The sequence below is a fragment of the Hydrogenophaga sp. SNF1 genome (genome assembly GCF_034421675.1).
Lineage (GTDB): Bacteria > Pseudomonadota > Gammaproteobacteria > Burkholderiales > Burkholderiaceae_C > Hydrogenophaga > Hydrogenophaga borbori.
The window spans coordinates 3197035-3212280 of the sequence record NZ_CP139793.1 but is presented as its reverse complement, the minus strand read 5'-3'; the positions used below and the strand labels follow the sequence as shown (position 1 = coordinate 3212280).

General features: G+C 71.9%; 13 protein-coding genes. 7 read left to right on the top strand and 6 right to left on the bottom strand.

Annotated elements, in window-relative coordinates:
- Positions 1 to 38 precede the first annotated feature (38 nt).
- On the bottom strand, positions 39 to 1343 hold the full coding sequence (locus tag SOM08_RS15375; RefSeq protein WP_116960414.1) for a Glu/Leu/Phe/Val family dehydrogenase: 1305 nt from the start codon (positions 1341 to 1343) through the stop codon (positions 39 to 41).
- A 169-nt stretch (positions 1344 to 1512) separates the two neighbouring features.
- On the opposite strand from SOM08_RS15375, the gene SOM08_RS15370 reads away from it, so the two are divergent.
- Positions 1513 to 2691, top strand: coding sequence for a YjgN family protein (locus SOM08_RS15370; RefSeq protein WP_322469259.1), 1179 nt, complete (start codon positions 1513 to 1515; stop codon positions 2689 to 2691).
- A 6-nt stretch (positions 2692 to 2697) separates the two neighbouring features.
- Complete coding sequence (locus SOM08_RS15365) at positions 2698 to 3753, top strand: M48 family metallopeptidase (protein ID WP_116960416.1); 1056 nt, start codon at positions 2698 to 2700, stop codon at positions 3751 to 3753.
- Positions 3754 to 3787: 34 nt separating this feature from the next.
- Here the strand turns inward: SOM08_RS15365 and SOM08_RS15360 are convergent, their stop codons facing one another.
- Entirely contained in the window at positions 3788 to 5569 is a 1782-nt protein-coding gene (locus SOM08_RS15360) for an ABC transporter transmembrane domain-containing protein (RefSeq protein WP_116960417.1), read from the bottom strand.
- Positions 5570 to 5747: 178 nt separating this feature from the next.
- Positions 5748 to 6197, bottom strand: coding sequence for a DUF4124 domain-containing protein (locus tag SOM08_RS15355; protein WP_322469258.1), 450 nt, complete (start codon positions 6195 to 6197; stop codon positions 5748 to 5750).
- A gap of 190 nt (positions 6198 to 6387) precedes the next feature.
- Between SOM08_RS15355 and SOM08_RS15350 the strand changes: the two genes are divergently transcribed.
- A complete protein-coding gene (locus SOM08_RS15350) occupies positions 6388 to 6657 on the top strand; it encodes a hypothetical protein (RefSeq protein ID WP_116960419.1) in 270 nt (89 codons plus the stop codon).
- 32 nt (positions 6658 to 6689) lie between these two features.
- On the opposite strand, the gene SOM08_RS15345 is transcribed toward SOM08_RS15350, so the two are convergent.
- Positions 6690 to 7817 (bottom strand): carotenoid 1,2-hydratase, encoded by a 1128-nt coding sequence (locus SOM08_RS15345; protein WP_322469257.1) that lies wholly within the window; start codon positions 7815 to 7817, stop codon positions 6690 to 6692.
- Between the two features lie 5 nt (positions 7818 to 7822).
- Positions 7823 to 10351 (bottom strand): FtsX-like permease family protein, encoded by a 2529-nt coding sequence (locus SOM08_RS15340; RefSeq protein WP_322469256.1) that lies wholly within the window; start codon positions 10349 to 10351, stop codon positions 7823 to 7825.
- Between the two features lie 89 nt (positions 10352 to 10440).
- Between SOM08_RS15340 and SOM08_RS15335 the strand changes: the two genes are divergently transcribed.
- The 4 genes from SOM08_RS15335 (at position 10441) to proX (ending at position 14481) form a co-directional block, all read left to right on the top strand.
- Entirely contained in the window at positions 10441 to 10608 is a 168-nt protein-coding gene (locus tag SOM08_RS15335; protein WP_009515307.1) for a hypothetical protein, read from the top strand.
- A gap of 462 nt (positions 10609 to 11070) precedes the next feature.
- On the top strand, positions 11071 to 12270 hold the full coding sequence (gene proV / locus SOM08_RS15330) for a glycine betaine/L-proline ABC transporter ATP-binding protein ProV (RefSeq protein ID WP_116960421.1): 1200 nt from the start codon (positions 11071 to 11073) through the stop codon (positions 12268 to 12270).
- A 13-nt stretch (positions 12271 to 12283) separates the two neighbouring features.
- On the top strand, positions 12284 to 13462 hold the full coding sequence (gene proW / locus SOM08_RS15325; RefSeq protein WP_322469255.1) for a glycine betaine/L-proline ABC transporter permease ProW: 1179 nt from the start codon (positions 12284 to 12286) through the stop codon (positions 13460 to 13462).
- The gene (proX, locus tag SOM08_RS15320) at positions 13459 to 14481 is read left to right on the top strand and encodes a glycine betaine/L-proline ABC transporter substrate-binding protein ProX (RefSeq protein WP_116960423.1); all 1023 of its coding nucleotides are present in this window, start codon (positions 13459 to 13461) and stop codon (positions 14479 to 14481) included. Before proW ends, proX begins: the two co-directional genes overlap by 4 nt.
- A 33-nt stretch (positions 14482 to 14514) precedes the next feature.
- On the opposite strand, the gene nth is transcribed toward proX, so the two are convergent.
- Complete coding sequence (nth, locus tag SOM08_RS15315) at positions 14515 to 15150, bottom strand: endonuclease III (protein ID WP_116960424.1); 636 nt, start codon at positions 15148 to 15150, stop codon at positions 14515 to 14517.
- Between the last annotated feature and the right edge of the window lie 96 nt (positions 15151 to 15246).

Below are 15246 nucleotides of genomic sequence, written 5' to 3'. Positions count from 1 at the left end.
CCCCGGGCGCCCTTCGTGTTGGCGGGTACCCCCGGGGTTCAGGGATACAGCCCGCGCAAATCGCGCGCGTGCAGGATGCGCTGGCAGGCGATGATGAAGGTGGCGGTGCGCAGGCTCACCTTGTGGTCCTCCGACACCTGCCACACGGCCGAGAAGGCGTCTTTCATGATCTTCACCAGGCGGGCGTTGATCTCGTCTTCGGTCCAGAAGAAGCTGGAGAAATCCTGCACCCACTCGAAGTAGCTCACCGTCACGCCGCCGGCGTTGGCGATCACGTCGGGCAGCACGAGCACGCCGCGGTCGTGCAGGATGTCGTCGGCCTGCGGCGTGGTGGGGCCGTTGGCGCCTTCGATCACCATGCGGGCCTGGATGCGGCCGGCGTTCTTCTCGTTGATCTGGCCTTCGAGCGCGGCGGGGATGAGGATGTCGCAGGGCACGCCCCAGAAGTCCTCGTTGGGAATGACCTGCCCGCCCTCGAAGCCCGCGACGGAGCCGTGGCGGCCCACGTGGTCGAGCAGGGCGGGCACGTTGAGCCCGGCCTCGCTGTAGACCGTGCCGCCGTGGTCCTGCACGGCCACCACGCGGGCGCCGGCCTCGGCGAACAGCTTGCCGGCCACGCCCCCCACGTTGCCGAAGCCCTGGACGGCCACGCGCGAGCGGGTCACGTCCAGGCCGATGCGGCGCGCGGCCTCGATGCCAACGGTGTACACGCCGCGGCCCGTGGCCTCGCGTCGGCCGAGCGAGCCGCCCAGGTCGACCGGCTTGCCGGTGACCACGCCGGTGGCGGTGGCGCCCTCGTTCATGGAGTACGTGTCCATCATCCAGGCCATGACCTGTTCGTTGGTGTTCACGTCGGGCGCGGGGATGTCTTTGGTGGGGCCGATGATGATGCCGATCTCGCTGGTGTAGCGGCGCGTCACGCGCTCGAGCTCGCCGCGCGTGAGCTGTTTGGGATCGACCCGGATGCCGCCCTTGGCGCCGCCATAGGGGACGTTGACCGCGGCGTTCTTGATGGACATCCAGGCCGCCAGGGCCATCACCTCGGACAGGGTCACGTCCTGGTGGAAACGCACGCCGCCCTTGCCGGGGCCGCGGCTGGTGTTGTGCTGCACGCGGTAGCCCTCGAAGTGGGCGACGGTGCCGTTGTCCAGATGGATGGGCACGTCCACGATGAGGGTGCGCTTGGGCCGCTTGAGGGTGTCGACCCAGCGCCCCAGCTTGCCCAGGTAGGGTGCGACGCGGTCGACCTGCTGGAGGTAGATGCCCCAGGGGCCGAGGTGGTGGGGGTCGAGGTAGGAGGGCAGGGCCTGGGTCAGCACGGAGGGAGGGGTGGGCGACGACATGGTGGGTCCTTCGATGGGGCATGGCCGCTGCGGGGCCACGGCGCCAATCACTGTACGCAGCGCCCCGGCGCTTGTCCAAGGCGGGCTGAGGATGGCTCCATGCCTGCGCTGCATGGCCTTGGCCGGCCGGTGCTAGCATCCGCCGGCCTGCTAACAGGAGGGAGGCAAGATGAACAACATCGATAGGCTGGGTGAGGCGCCGGGCGCACAGGACGCGCGGCCCCAGGTGCAGACGTTGCCGATCCGTTTCACCGGCTCGGGCAGCGAGTACTTCCGCATCTGGATCGTGAACCTGTTGCTGGTCCTGGTGACGTTCACGCTGTACTGGCCCTTCGCGCGGGCGCGGCGCCTCACGTATTTCCAGAACAACACCCTAGTGGGCGATGACCCGCTGGGTTTTCACGCCAATCCCTGGAAAATGTTCCGCGGCTACCTGGTGGTGGCGCTGTTCGGCCTGGCCTATGGCGTCACCTCGGAAACGGCGCCGCTGGTGGCCGGCGCCATCTTCCTGGTGTTCGCCCTGCTGTGGCCGGCGCTGTGGCGGGCCTCGCTGCAGTTTCGTCTGCGCAACACCAGCTGGCGCGGCGTGCGCCTGAGCTTCGAGGGCGACCTCAAGGGCGCCTACCTGGCCTTCGCGCCGCTGCTGCTGCCGGTGCTGGGCTTCGTGGCCCTGGGCCTGAACGCGCCCGACCTGGCACCCGGCGAGGGCGCCTCGCCCGAGGAGCGGCGGCGCATGGGCCTGCTGTTCCTGGGCGTGATGGCGCTGTTCGCGCTGGTCATGCCCTGGTGCCTGGCGCGCATCAAGCAGTACCAGCACGGCGGCTACCGCTTCGCCGGCGAGCGCACCGAGCTGCGCGCCGGTGTGCGCCAGTTCTACGGGCTTGGCCTGCGCTCCGGCGGCGTGATGCTGCTGGTGGTGCTGATCGTGGGCGCCATCGCAGCCTTGGGCGTGGGGCTGGCGGGGCGCACGGCGGCCGGCGTGCTGATGCTGAGCGGCGCCGTGGCGCTGGGCTATCTGCTGTTCCCCATGCTGGTGGTGACCCACTACACCGCCGCGCTGCAGAACCTGGTGTGGCAGAACACCCGCAGCCGCAACACGCGCTTTCGCAGCGGGCTGGGCTTTGGCGCGCTGGCGCGCGTGACGGCGGTGAACTGGCTGCTGATCGCGCTGACCCTGGGCTTGTACTGGCCGTTCGCCCAGGTGCGCCTGGCGCGCGCCCGGCTGGAAGCCATGGCCCTGCAGGTCAAGGGCTCGGTGAACGACTGGCTGGCGCACGCGCAGCGGCGCGACGTCGGCCCGCTGGGCGACGCCGCGGGCGACTTCTTCGGCATCGACATGGGGTTGTGAGCCGGCATGGGTGAGCCGCTGTCCACGCGCTGGTTCGATGGCCGCAGCCCGCGCGGGCGCGCGGTGCAGTTGCGCGTCGAGGGCGATGAACTGGTGCTGGAGCCGCTGGACGCCGAGCGCGCGGAGCCGCCGCGGCGCTACCGCCTGCGCGAGGTGCGCTGGCCCGAGCGCCGCACGCACGGCCAGCGCCAGACCGAGCTGCCCGACGGCGGCCTGATCCAGCACGCCGACGCCGGTGGCTGGGACGCCTGGTGGGCCGCCCAGGGCCTGCGCGAGTCCTGGGTGGTGGGCTGGCAGCAGAGCTGGCGCGCCGCCACCGCGGCGGCGGTGGGTGCCGTCGTGGTGCTGCTGGCGAGCTGGTTCTGGGGCGTGCCCCTGGCCAGCCAGTTCGTCGCGCAGCGCCTGCCGGTGGCGCTGGACGAGCGCATCGGCCGCGACGGCCTGGCCCAACTCGACCGCGCGCTGCTCAAGCCCACGCGCCTGGACGAGGCGCGGCGCCAGGCGATCGAGCGGCGCTGGCGGGCCTTCGTCGAGCGCGCCCACCCAGAAGGCGACGCGCCCGCCTGGCGCCTGTCGTTCCGGCACGCGCCCGAGCTGGGCCCCAACGCCCTGGCCCTGCCGGGCGGGCAGATGATCGTCACCGACCAGCTGGTCGAGCTGCTGCACGACCGGCCCGACGCGCTGACGGGCGTGCTGGCGCACGAGCTGGGCCACGTGCGCCACCGCGACGGCCTGGACATGCTGGTGCGCGCCAGCCTGCTGAGCGCCATCGTGGGCGTGGTCTTCGGCGACGCCAGCGGCTTCATCGCCAGCGTGCCAGCGGCGCTGCTGACCCAGTCCTACTCGCGCGACGTGGAGCGCCGCGCCGACGCCTACGCGGCCGAGCGGCTGGACCGCGCGGGCCTGTCGCCGGCCGTGATGGTCACGCTGTTCGAGCGCCTGGCCACCGCACGAAAAGACAAGGACCGCGACGCCGGCGGCGTGCTGCCGATCGCGTTGGCCAGCCACCCGGCGGACGAGGATCGCATCCGCTTCTTCCGCGAGTGGACGCCCGGGCGCTGAGGCCGGGTGCCGGGCACGGGCACGCCGGTGGCCCTCAGGCGTTGAACTGCAGGGCCGCCAGGCCCGCGTACACGCCGCCGCGCGCCACCAGCTCGGCGTGCGTGCCCTGCTCGACCAGGCGGCCGTGGTCCATCACCACAATGCGGTCGGCGCGCTGCACCGTGGCCAGCCGGTGGGCGATGACCAGGGTGGTGCGGTTGCGCATGGCGGCCTCCAGCGCCGCCTGTACCACGCGCTCGCTCTGCGCGTCCAGCGCGCTGGTGGCCTCGTCCAGCAGCAGCAGCGGCGGGTTCTTCAGCATGGCGCGTGCGATGGCGATGCGCTGGCGCTGGCCGCCCGACAGGCGCACGCCGCGCTCGCCCAGGAAGGTGGCGTAGCCCTCGGGCAGTTGGGCGATGAACTCGTCGGCGAAGGCGGCGCGCGCGGCGGCCTTCACCGCTTCGTCGCTGGCGCCGGGCTGGCCGTAGCGGATGTTCTCCATCGCGCTGCTGGAGAAGATCACCGGGTCCTGCGGCACGATGCCGATGCGCTCACGCAGGTCCTGCAGCCGCAGGGCGTTGATCGGCGTGCCGTCGAGCACGATGCGGCCCTGCTGCGGGTCGTAGAAGCGCAGCAGCAGCGAGAACACGGTGGTCTTGCCGGCGCCGCTGGGGCCCACGATGGCCACCGTCTGCCCAGGCGCCACCGCCAGTGAAAACCCGTCCAGCGCCGCCTGCGCCGGGCGCGAGGGGTAGTGGAAGCGGACCTGCTCGAACGCCAGCGCGCTGCCGCCCGCCGGCAGCGGCGCGTCCACGGCCTTGGTGGGCGACTTCACCGGCGATTCGCTGGCCAGCAGCTCCACCAGGCGCTCGCTCGCGCCCGCGGCGCGCAGCAGGTCGCCGTACACCTCGCCCAGCACGGCCACCGCACCCGCGAAGATCACCACGTAGAACACCGCCTGACCCAGCTGCCCCGGCGACAGCTGGCCGTTCAGCACCGCCTGCGTGCCCTGGAACATGCCCCAGAGAATGAGCGCCGCGTTGGCGATGATGACGAAGGCCACCAGCGCCGCGCGCGCCTTGGTGCGGCGCACGGCGGTCTCGAACGCATGCTGGGTGGATTGCTCGAAGCGCTGGGATTCGCGTCCCTCGGCCGCGTAGCTCTGCACCGTGGGAATGGCGTTCAGCACCTCGGCCGCGATGGAGCTGGAATCGGCGATGCGGTCCTGGCTGGCGCGCGAGAGCCGGCGCACCCGGCGCCCGAACCACATGGCCGGCAGCACCACCAGCAGCACCGTGGCCAGCACGAGCACCATCACATAGGGGTGCGACCACACCAGCATCACCAGCGCGCCCAGGCCCATCACCGCGTTGCGCAGGCCCATGGAGAGCGAGGAGCCCACAACCGTCTGCACCAGCGTGGTGTCGGCCGTCAGGCGCGACAGCACCTCGCCGGTCTGCGTGGTCTCGAAGAACTGCGGGCTCTGGCGCAGCACGTGGCGGTACACCGCGTTGCGCAGGTCGGCCGTGATGCGCTCGCCGATCCAGCTGACCAGGTAGAAGCGCACGGCCGAGAACAGGCCCAGCGCCACCGCCACCCCGAACAGCGCCGCGAAATGCTCGCGCAGCGCCAGCACCTGATCGCCGCGCCCCGCCGGCACCAGGCCGTCGTCGATCAGCAGGCGCAGCGCCACCGGAAAGGCCAGCGTGGCCGCCGCCGCGAGCACCAGGAAGAGCAGGGCCAGGCCCATCTGCAGGCGGTAGGGGCGCATGAAAGGCAGCAGCCCGGTGAGCGAACGCGGGCTCTTGCCCGAGGGGCGGTCGGAGGCGGTGGCCATGGGGGAGGGGACGCGGAGGTCGGTGCCGAGGTGGGTGCCTAGCTTAGGCCAAGACGCGCGCGTCGAGGGGTGGCGCCCGCCATGCGCCGATCCGGCCCGGGCCGGGACCGTTGCACCGGGCCAGGCTCCTATCGAGAGGGGAGAGGGCGGATCGAACAAGAGCCGCCGGGCGGGCGTGTCAACAATTCGGCATCGGCGTTTCGGCGCAATGCTCGCAGCCGGCGTTGTTTCTTGTCCTCCCCGCGCCGTTGTTTCTGCCGCAAGCGCCAAAACAAGCCGCGCTGGCTTCAAAGGCGGCCCACTTCGCCTGGCAACTGTTGTGGCGTTGTGCGGCAACGCCTCGTTGGGGCATGGGCTCAGGCGGGGGCCTTGGCGCCGCCTGCGCAGGGACCGTTGAGGTGTCGGTCTCGCCATCCGAAGCGGCATGGGTCGCGCCGGCAGAGGCCGTCGGCGCAGTGACCTCGAGGCCCTTGGCCAGATTGGGTCGGGGGACAACCACCTTTTTCGCTCCCCGCTCGGGGTCTGGCCGATCGCCAAAATGGATCTGGCCGTTGCTGTCTTTCCAGCGGTACACCTGCGCCTGAGCGATGCCGCCACCCCATGCCAATGCCAATGCCATCGTGAGCATGAGATGGATCCAACGAACAGCGCCCATGGTGTTCCCCCCCAGAAGGCCCGGGCGATCGAACGTCTGCATTGGGCCGATGACCGCCATGCTAGCGCAGGCCCTCTGCGCGAGCCGCTTCCTCTGCGATCCCATTGCACGCTATCCCATCGCGTGATAACAATCGGCGCTCCTACACCCCCAGGAGTTCCCCATGCTCACCCGCACCCTGATCCTCGCCGCCGCCCTGGCGTTCACCGCCACCGGTTCCTGGGCCGACGAGGCCACCTGCCAGGCGAAGGCGATGGAGAAGAAGCTGGCCGGCGCGGCCAAGAATTCCTTCATGACCAAGTGCAAGAAGGACGCCACGGCGGCCTGCACCATGGCCGCGGGTGAGAAGAAGCTCTCCGGCGCGGCCAAGACGAGTTTCACCAACAAGTGCGTGCGCGACGCCGTGGGCGCCGAGGACAAGAAGCCGTCCTGAGACCCGCTTGAGCGCGGGGCGCGCGGGCGGCCTCAGAGCGCCAGCCGCTTGGCGTACCCCGTCATCTCCAGGTAGCCCCGTCCCACCAGGCGGCCGTTGCTGTCGATCAGCTCCGACAGGCCTTCCCAGTAGATCGCGCCGGTGCTGGCGCGGCTGTCGAGTTCCTGCGCGTCGACCAGCGCGCGCACGGTGTAGAAGTCGGCCGGCGTGCGCACCCGCCATTCCACGGGGTAGCGCGTGCGCGTGAGCGGGCTGGTCCACCAGCGCTGGGGCACGAATGCCACCTCGCCCGGGGCGAAGCGGTGGATGGCGTTCGGCTCGCGCGCGTCGGCCGCGGCGCGCAAGGAGCCGCCCGCCCACAGGGCCGAGCCGTCGGCGCGGCGCAGCCGGAAGGCGGTGAGGGCGTGGCCGTCGAACAGGTTCATGCCGATCCAGTCCCAGCCCACGGCCTCGGGGTGCAGCAGGGCCTCGCTCCATTCGTGGTCCAGCCAGGCACTGCCGCTCACCTGGAAGCGCTGGCCGGCCAGGCCCAGGGTGCCGCTCGCCTGCAGCTGCGGCTGCGAGACGTAGAAGCTGGACTGCGCGGCGTCCGGCCCCTTGCGCGAGAAGCCCCGGTCGCCCTGCAGCAGCCAGGCCTGCGGCGCGCTGGCCTCGATGTCGATCAGCAGCGTGTCGCCCACGGCGCGCGTGGCGTAGCCGCCGTCGGTGCGGCGGCGCAGGAACCAGTCGCGCAGCACCACCTCGGTGTCGGTCTCGCTGGCGAACACGGCGCGTTCGGTGCTGGCGGGCCGTTCGCCGTTCCAGCGCGCGATGCGCTGGTCGTGGTGCAGGCGCCGGCCCGCGACGTCGGTGATGGCGGCGTGCGCGAACAGCAGCTGGCGCGCGGCCAGGCGGCCGGGCAGGTCGCGCGCCTCGTCCACGCGGCTGCGGAAGAAGGTGATCTGGAAGCCGAAGTCGCGGCCGCCGCCGTCGCGCGCGTGGCCGGTGAGGTACCACCATTCGGTGCGCGTGTCGTTGTGGCTGCCATGGTCGCGCGGGAAGGCCAGCGCGCGCGGGCGCAGGGCGTCGCCGGGGCGGGCAATGTCGCGCGCGTGTGTGGGAGGCCAGGCCAGGGCGGCGGCGCTGCCGAGCAGCCAGTGGCGGCGGGAGAGGGGGGGCATGGCGTTCACCAGTCCTGCCTGACGGCCTGCACCGCGTCGCGGCTGGCCGCCGCGCGCCCGGCCAGCCAGGCCGTGAAGGTGCCGGCCAGCACCACCGCCAAGGCCAGCGCGCCCAACCGCGCCCAGGGCAGCACCAGGTCCATGGTCCAGTGGAAGCTCTGCGGGTTGACCACGTGCACCAGCACCAGGCTGACCAGCAGGCCCAGGGCCGTGCCGGCCAGCGCGCCCAGGGCGGTCCAGGCCAGGCCCTCGGCGGCCACCACGCCCAGGATCTGGCGCCGCGTGAGGCCCAGGTGCGCGAGCAGGCCGAACTCCTTGCGCCGCACCAGGACCTGGGCGCTGAAGCTCGCGGCCACGCCGAACAGGCCGATGCCGATGGCCACGGCCTGCAGCCAGACGGTGACGGCGAAGCTGCGGTCGAAGATGCGCAGCGAGGCGGCGCGGATCTGCTCGGCTGAGGCGAATTCGATGGTGTCCTGCAGGCCCTGCCTTCGCGCCAGCGCATCGATGGCTTCGCGCACCGCCCGCGGGTCGGCGCCGGGCGCCAGGTGCAGCGCCAGGTCGCTCACCAGGCGCTCGCCGCTCAGGCGCGCGAAGGTGTCGGCGTCGATGGCCAGGCTGCCGTGCTGGCGCGCGTAGTCGCGCCAGACGCCCGCCACCACGTAGCGGGCGCGCCGGGCCTCGGGCGCGGCCAGGGCCTGGGCCAGCGCGGGCAGGGGCTGGCCCAGGCGGGCGCCGTACAGGTCGGCCATCGCCTCGCTCGCATAGACGGGCACGTCGGGCGCGGCCACGGCGACGGTTTGGCCCACCAGGGGCAGCGGCAAGGGATCGCCGCGCAGCGGGCGCACCACCAGCGTCACCGGCGGGCGCGCGGGGTCGAACTGAAGGGGCAGGGCGCGCAGCGGGTCGGCCCGCGCCACCCCAGGCACGGCCGACACCGCGTCCACGAAGGCCGGTGGCAGGTGCAGGGCGTCCCCGGCGCCGACGCTGCCGCGCAGGTAGAGCGGGGCGGGCAGCACGGTGTCCAGCCAGTGCGTCACCGAGTCGCGAAAACTCGCCACCATGACCGTGAGCGCCACCGACAGGGCCAGGCTGGCCACCACGCCGCTGGTGGCCACGGCGGCGGTCTCGCGCAGGCGGCGCGCGCGCTCCACCGCCAGCAGTGGCAGCAGGTGGCGGGCGGTGTGCGGCGCGAGGCGGTCCAGCAGGGCCGACACGCCCAGCGGCAGCGCCGCGATGCCGCCGATCAGCAGCAGGCCCACCGACACATAGGCCCCCAGCGGCAGGCCGGCCACGGGTGGCGCCAGCGCGGCCAGGCCGGCGAGCAGCAGCAGCCCCAGGGCCAGGGTATGCCGCCGCGCGGTGGGCGCGTCCGTGCCCAGGCCCTTGAGCGCCTGCGCCGGCGCCAGGGTCTGCGCCGCGCGCGCCGGCCACCAGCCGCCGGCCACGGCCGCCGCCACGCCCAGCGCGCCGTACAGCAGCGCGGCCCATGGGCTCCAGCGCAGGGCGGGCGATACGCCGGTGAAGTAGCCGCCGCCCAGGTCGCCGCCGAGCTGGCGCAGCGCCAGCGCCGCCACGGCGCTGCCCAGGGCCACGCCGATGGCGCCGCCCAGCAGGCCCAGCAGGGCCGATTCGGCCAGCACCAGGCGCAGCCGCTCGCGCGCCGACAGGCCCAGCACGCCCAGCAGCGCCAGCGGCCCCTGTCGCCGAGCGACCGACAGGGACAGCACCGAGAACACCAGGAAGGCGCCCGTGAACAGGGCCACCAACGCCAGCACCGTGAGGTTGACGCGGTAAGCGCGCGACAGGTTGCTGATGCGCTCGCCCGCCTGTTCGGGGCGCTGGGCCAGGGTGCCCGGGGGCAGTTGCAGTTCGTCCAACACGCGCTCGGCCGGGGTGCCGGGGGCCAGCCGCAGGTCGATGCGGCTGAGCGCGCCGATGCGCCCGGCCAGGGCCTGCGCGGCGGCGATGTCCATCACCAGCACCGGCGCGCCGGGCGCGTTCACCTGGCCGGCGACGCGCAAGCGGTGCTCGGCCGCGCCCAGCCGCAGGCCGACGGTGGCGGCGGCGCCGACGGCCTGGCGCGCGCTCGCGTTCAGGAACACGGCGTCGGGCGCGAACAGGTCCAGGCGGCGGCCGTCGTCCCCGCCCGTCAGCGGCATCAGCGCGGGCGCCACGCGGCCCACGCTGAGGGCGTCCACGCCGACCAGGCGCGCCGGCAGGCGCTCGCCGCGGGCCGTGGCCAGCGAGGCCGGCAGCTCCAGCACCGGGCTGGCCGCCGCCACGCCCGGGTGCGCGGCCACGCGCTCGAACAGGGCGTCGTCCAGCAGGCCCTGGCGGGCGCGCAGCTCGATGTCGGGCTGGCCGTTGACGGCGCTCACGGCGTCGCGGAACTCGGCCAGGGCCGAGGCGTTGATGAGCTGCACCGCCAGCGCCAGCGCCACGCCCAGCGCCACCGCGAGCACGGCGGTGGCGCTGCGCCAGGGGTGGTGGTGGAACTCCTGCCAGGAGACGGTGGTGAGCAAGCGGCGCATGCGAGCAGCTTACGCGCCCGGGGCGGGACCGGCGTCTGTGGTTGAATATCGCCTTTTCGTCCAATCCCGCCGTTCGAAGGAAGATTGCCATGGGCAACAAGATCGTCACCGAGGCCGACCGCAAGGCCACCCCCCGTCCCGTCGCTGCCAACGGCGTCGTGCTGCCCACTCCCGGCCGTGGCCAGCGCCGCAGCCTGGAGCGCGGCGTGGCCACGCGCAGCAAGAAGAACCCCGGCAAGCGCCCGCACAGCGGCTGATCACCAGCGTTTCGCGCAAGGCCCGCTTCGGCGGGCTTTTTGTTTTCCGATGCCCGCTGTTCGAGGGGCATTGCCCGCCGTTGCCGGGGAATGCACCGGGCGTGACTTGACCGGCTTAGACCCAAAAGTTACAATCCAAGGTTTCCTATCAGTCAACTACATATGTTGACGCACCGAGCGCTACTCGCGGATCGTCTTGAATCCCGTCGCGGCGCCGGTTCCTCCCCGCCAGGCCCCGCCTGGCACCGGCTGGTTTCCAGCCACCCGACGCCGCGTCGCGCCACCCCGTTCACGCCCCTCGACCAGGCCCGCTGAACGGCATTCTTGGTGCGTTCAGGCGCTGGTTGCGGCCTTGCTTCGTCGTCTTCAGTGCCTGCTGCGCGGCTGCGGTTCGCGGTCGCCTGCGCGCACGTTTCGCCGGCGGCCATTGCCCAAGCCCACCGCACAGGAGGCCCCGCCGCAATGGCAAAAGACATTCAGATCGACCACGTGTTCAAGGTCTTCGGCGACGACCCCGAGGCCGCGCTGGCGCTTGCGCGCGACGGCCTGAGCAAGCAGGAGATCCTGGCCCGCACCGGCCAATCCATCGGCGTCTTCGACGCGCACTTCGATATCCAGGCCGGCGAGATTTTCGTGATCATGGGCCTGTCGGGTTCGGGCAAGTCCACGCTGGTGCGCCTGCTCAACCGGCTCATCGAGCCCAGCGCCGGGCGGGTCGTGATCGACGGCCGCAACATCTTCGAGCACAGCGACCGCGATCTGCGCGCCTTGCGCCGCAAGGACATCAGCATGGTGTTCCAGTCTTTCGCGCTGATGCCGCACATGACCGTGCGCGACAACACCGCCCTGGGGCTGGAGCTGGCGGGGGTCGAGCGGGCCACGCGCCTGGCCCAGGCCGACGAGGCCCTGGCCCAGGTGGGCCTGGAGGGCTGGGGCGACAGCTACCCCGACGAACTCTCCGGCGGCATGCAGCAGCGCGTGGGCCTGGCGCGCGCGCTGGCCAGCGACCCGTCCATCCTGCTGATGGACGAGGCCTTCTCGGCGCTCGACCCGATCATCCGCACCGACATGCAGAGCGAGCTGCTGCGGCTGCAGCAGGTGCGCCGCCGCACCATCGTCTTCATCTCGCACGACCTGGACGAGGCCATGCGCATCGGCGATCGCATCGCCATCATGAAAGACGGCCAGGTGGTGCAGGTGGGCACGCCCGAGGAGATCCTGCGCCGGCCGGCAGACGACTACGTGCGCCAGTTCGTGCGCGGCGTGGACGCGGCCGCCGTGTTCAAGGCCGGCGACATCGCGCGCCGCAGCCAGGTGGTGGTGGCCGAAAGCACCACGCGGGGTTCGCGCGCCGCCCTGTCCATGCTGGAGCAGCAGGACCGCGAATTCGCCTACGTGGTGGACCCGCGCCAGCGCTTCCAGGGCATGGTCTCGGTCGAGTCGCTGCGTGCCGCGCTGAACGGCCATGAGGGTCCGCTGGGCCTGCAGCACGCCTTCCTGCCCGAGGTGCGGGCGCTGGAGGCCGCCGAGCCCGTCAACGGTCTGTTCGGCCAGGTGGCGCAGTCGCCCTGGCCGCTGCCGGTGGTGGACGCGGGCGGCCAGTACGTCGGCGCCATCAGCAAGACCACGCTGCTGCGCTTCATGGACCGTGGCAGCGACTGAACAAGGAGAAGCGATGCAGAACGACACCCCCCTGTCCCCGGACACCCCGTCGGTGGCGCCGGCCGACGCCGCGGCCACCGACCCCTGGGGCTCCGCCGCGCCCGCGGCCGAGCCCCAGGGGTCGGCGGTTGCGCCGGCCGGCGACGCCTGGTCCACCAGCACGCAAGCCTCGGGTGGCGGTTGGCTGGACGCCGCGCCGGCCGATGCCGCCGCCGCGCCCGGCGCGGACGGCTTTCACCTCAGCCAGCTCTGGGACGGCAGCCTGCCCGTTCAGGACTGGATCAACAGTGGCCTGGGCTGGGCCGTGGACCATTTCCGGCCCTTCTTCCAGGCCGTGCGCGGCCCCATCGACGCCACGCTGGGCGGCGTGGAGGCCGCCTTGCTGGCCGTGCCGGTGCCGGTGATGGTGGCCCTGCTGGGCCTGATCGCCTGGCAGTGCGCGGGGCGCGGCGTGGCCATCGGCGCGGTGGTCTCGCTGCTGCTGGTGTCGACGCTGGGCATCTGGCCCGAGGCCATGGTCACGCTCTCGCTGGTGTTGACCTCGCTGGCCTTCTGCGTGCTGATCGGCCTGCCGCTGGGCGTGCTGCTGGCTGCCAGCGACCGCGCCCAGCGTGTCGTGCGGCCGGTGCTCGACGCCATGCAGACCACGCCGGCCTTCGTCTACCTGGTGCCGGTGGTGATGCTGTTCGGCATCGGCAACGTGCCCGGCGTGATCGTCACCATCGTGTTCGCGCTGCCGCCGCTGGTGCGCCTGACCACGCTGGGCATCCGCCAGGTGCGGCCCGACCTGATCGAGGCCGCCCAGGCCTACGGCGCCTCGCCCTGGCAGATGCTGACCAAGGTGCAGCTGCCCCTGGCCATGCCCTCGATCATGGCGGGCATCAACCAGGCGCTGATGCTGTCGCTGTCCATGGTGGTGATCGCTTCCATGATCGCCGTCGGCGGCCTGGGCCAGATGGTGCTGCGTGGCATCGGCCGCCTGGACATGGGCCTGGCCACGGTCGGCGGCCTGGGCATCGTGCTGCTGGCCATCACGCTGGACCGCATCACCCAGGCCATGGGCCAGCCGCGCCGCGGCGCGCGCCACTGGTGGCAGACCGGGCCCGCGGGCCTGGTGCTGCGGCTGGCGCGAAGCCGCCGCCACCCTTCACTTTCTTCCTCCAACGAACTCACCCAAGGAGAAACCGCATGAACGTTCCATTCAACCGATTCGCGCTGTGGCGCAAGCTCTTCGCCGCCGGCCTGGTGGCCGCCACGGCGGCCACGGCCGTCGCCCAGGACCTGCCTGGCAAGGGCGTCGTGGTCAAGCCGGTGAAGAGCTCCATCGCCGAAGAAACCTTCCAGACCCTGCTGGTGGGTCGCGCGCTGCAGAAGCTGGGCTATGAGGTGCAGCCGATCAGCGAGGTGGAGTACGCCACCGCCCACGTGGCGCTGGCCAACGGCGACGCCACCTACCTGGCCAGCCACTGGGACCCGCTGCACGCCGACTTCTACAAGAATGCCGGCGGCGACGCCAAGCTCTCGCGCACCGGTGCCTACTCGCCCGGCGCGGCCCAGGGCTACCTCATCGACAAGAAGACGGCCGACGCCCACAAGATCACCAACGTCGCGCAGCTGCAGAAGCCCGAGATCGCCAAGCTCTTCGACGCCGATGGCGACGGCAAGGCCGACCTGACCGGCTGCAACCCCGGCTGGGGCTGCGAGGCCGTCATCGAACACCAGCTCACGGCCTTCAAACTGCGCGACACCGTGCGCCACGTGCAAGGCAGCTACTCGGCGCTGATCGCCGACACCATCACCCGCTACAAGCAGGGCAAGCCCATCCTGTACTACACCTGGACGCCCTACTGGGTGAGCGGCGTGCTGCGCCCGGGCCAGGACGTGGTGTGGCTGCAGGTGCCGTTCTCCTCGCTGCCCGGCGAGCAGGCCAAGCTGGACACCAAGCTGCCCAATGGCCAGAACTACGGCTTCGTCATCAACACGCAGCGCATCGTGGCCAACCGCGCCTTCGTGGAGAAGAACCCGGCCGCGGGCAAGCTGTTCGAGGTGATGAAGCTGTCGGTGGGCGACATCAACGCCCAGAACCTGCGCATGCGCGACGGCGAGAACAAGCCGGCCGACATCGAGCGCCACGTCGACGCCTGGATCAAGGCCAACCAGAAGACCTTCGACGGCTGGATCGCCGAGGCGAAGGCGGCGGCAAAGGGCTGAGCCCCGCTGGCGGGCGCTGGCTCGAAGCCAGCGTCAACCCGCCGTCTTGGGTGTGAAGTCGCAGTACGCCGCCACCGCGCAGCGGTGGCACTGCGGCTTGCGCGCCAGGCACACGTAGCGCCCGTGCAGGATGAGCCAGTGGTGCGAATCCACCGCGTACTCGGGCGGCACGCGCTTCATCAGCGCCAGTTCCACGGCCAGTGGCGTCTTGCCCGGCGCCAGGCCGGTGCGGTTGCTGACGCGAAAGATGTGCGTGTCCACCGCCATGGTGGGCTCGCCGAAGGCCACGTTGAGCACCACGTTGGCCGTCTTGCGGCCCACGCCGGGCAAGGCCTCCAGCGCCTCGCGCGTGCGCGGCACCTCGCCACCGTGGCGCTCCACCAGGATGCGGCAGGTCTCCATGAGGTGCCGGGCCTTGCTGCGGAACAGGCCGATGGTCTTGATGTAGCCCTCCAGCCCCTCGAGCCCCAGGGCCAGGATGGCCTGAGGCGTATTGGCCACGGGGAACAGCTTGCGCGTGGCCTTGTTGACGCTCACGTCGGTGGCCTGGGCCGACAGCAGCACGGCGGCCAGCAGCTCGAAGACGGTGGTGTATTCCAGCTCCGACTGGGGGCTGGGGTTGCTCGCCTTCAAGGTGGCGAAGAAGGGTTCGATCAGCTCGCGCTTCATGGGCGCGCAGTCTATCCATCCCTCTGAGGGTTTGCCCGGGGCCGGTGCGCGGCGCGCGGTTTTGGTGACAATGCGCCATTCCGATCCGACCCCACC